The sequence below is a fragment of the Paenibacillus sp. TAF43_2 genome, assembly GCF_052113545.1.
GTDB lineage: Bacteria > Bacillota > Bacilli > Paenibacillales > Paenibacillaceae > Pristimantibacillus.
On the sequence record NZ_JBFRDK010000344.1, the window covers coordinates 1 to 2,281 of the forward strand.

2 protein-coding genes are annotated in these 2,281 nt (G+C 48.7%); both read right to left on the bottom strand.

Annotation, left to right across the window (positions count from 1 at the left end; translation table 11 throughout):
• Nucleotides 1–730 (bottom strand): Mur ligase family protein (locus AB4Z17_RS33160; RefSeq protein WP_441964688.1); only part of this gene is annotated, 730 nt, incomplete at its 3' end.
• A gap of 74 nt (nucleotides 731–804) precedes the next feature.
• Nucleotides 805–2,281: penicillin-binding transpeptidase domain-containing protein (locus AB4Z17_RS33165; protein WP_441964686.1), on the bottom strand; the 1,477-nt coding region annotated here is incomplete at its 5' end.

Here is a 2,281-nt window from a genome sequence, read left to right on the forward strand (position 1 = left end):
CGTCTGCATTAAGAACCGCATAAGATCTTTCGTTTTCCGCAGATGCATACACATTGCCAAGTCGCGAGAAGAACAATCCCTTTACCGCAGCGTATCGACTCATCGTTTCATGATAATCCAAGTGGTCCTGTGTCAAATTAGTAAATACTGCCGTTCGGAATCTGCAGCCCTTCACCCGGCCTTGCTCGAGAGCATGGGAGGACACTTCAATTGCACAATATTGCGTGCCCGCATCACGCATCTCCCCGAGATAGCTTTGAAGCTGCAGCGTTTGAGGCGTCGTACTGGTCATAGGGAACGATTTTCCAGCATACCGACGCTCAATCGTACCGATCACGCCGGTAGGCTTACTCTGGTCATTTAGGATTTGCTCAATTAAATAAGTTGTTGTCGTCTTGCCATTCGTCCCCGTTACGCCGATAAGCTTCAAGGTTTGACTAGGCTGTCTATAATAATAATTAGCAATTACAGCCATGGCAAGGCGGCAATCTCTTACAATAATTTGTGGCACCAACAGGTCCAGCTTTCGTTCTGCTATTAGCGCTGCTGCTCCGGCGGCAACCGCCTCCGAAGCAAACGCGTGACCATCAACGGTATGGCCTCTCAAGCAAATAAACAATTGCCCTTCAATTACGCTACGTGAATCCGTCTCAATGCCAGTCAGTTCCGTTTCCCCATCGCCTATCAGCCGTGAGGCTATAAGCAATTCCGCAACATCCTTTAATCGCATCTGCCCAGCTCCTCCCTTAAGCGCCGGCGGACAAGCTTCCCCGCCTGCTGCACCCTCGTTAACTACCATTATAGTCAATGCGAGTGGGATATATTATCTTCTTCGCCTAAATAGATCCGAATCGTTGATCCGCGGTCTACACGGGTTCCAGCAGCTGGAGCTTGGCGTATGACCGTTTTCCCAGAACCTGCGGAAGTCAGATTGAAATTCATATTCATATCCTCATACAAATCCGACACCGTCTTGCCAATCAAGTTCGGAACTGTAACAATAGGTGTTTCTCCATACTTATAAATACGGTCGATCTGCTTCTCACGAGCCGGAACTTCCAGAATGGTGAGCGCGTCCTCCAGCATATTGCGAACGATTGGCGCTGCAACGACTCCGCCGAACTGAATCCCTTGCGGATTATCAACCGCTACATAAATGACGATCTTCGGATCATCTGCTGGAGCAAAGCCAACAAAAGATACAATATGCTCATTAGGGGAATAACGTCCGTTAATTACCTTTTGAGCAGTACCCGTCTTGCCGCCTACGCGATACCCGTCTATAAAGGCATTGCGGCCTGTTCCTTTGGCTACGACGCTCTCAAGCGCTTCACGCACCTGCTTGGACGTTTCCTCCGAAATAACCTTCCTGACTGCAACCGATTCTACCGTTTCTACAGTCGCTCCCGTCTCCGGGTTTATCCATGCTTTTGCTACATGGGGTTTATACAGCGTTCCGCCGTTAATTGCTGCGGAAACAGCCGTTATTTGCTGAATTGGTGTAACGGAGACCCCTTGGCCAAAAGCCGTAGTGGCAAGTTCCACCGGACCGACCTGACTAAGCTTGAATAAGATCCCATTTTCTTCGCCGCCAATATCGATGCCCGTCTTCGTCCCGAAGCCAAAGTTCTTAATGTAATCAAATAGTTTGTCCTTGCCCAGCCTCTGACCAAGCGTTACAAACCCGGGGTTACAGGAGTTTTCAACAACCTCAAGGAAAGTCTGACTGCCATGTCCGCCCTTTTTCCAGCAGCGAAGTCTAGCACCCCCCACCTCAATAGCGCCTGGATCAAAAAAACGTTCGTTTTTCAAATCAACCTTTTTTTCCTCAAGGGCTGCAGCAAGCGTAATTATTTTAAAGGTAGAGCCTGGCTCGTATGTCATCCAAATAGGAAGATTTCGATTATAAACCTCAGTTGGAACCTCTCGATACTTGTCTGGCTCGTAGGTAGGTCTGCTCGCCATGCCTAAAATTTCACCGTTGTTCGGATCCATCGCAATCGCGATTATACCATTAGGCTGTAAATTCGTCATCGCTTGATCAAGCTCACGTTCCATAACCGTCTGAATTTGCTTATCGATCGTAAGCTGCATCGTAAGCCCGTCCTTAGGTTCCACGTAGGTGTCCGAAGAATTAGGCATTTGTCTGCCCGCTGCATCTGACAAGAAGGATACGCTGCCTCCGATACCGCTTAACTCTGTATTATATTTTGCTTCTACACCGGTTAAGCCTTGATTGTCGATCCCCGTAAAACCTAGCACATGCGCCGCTAAACTGCCG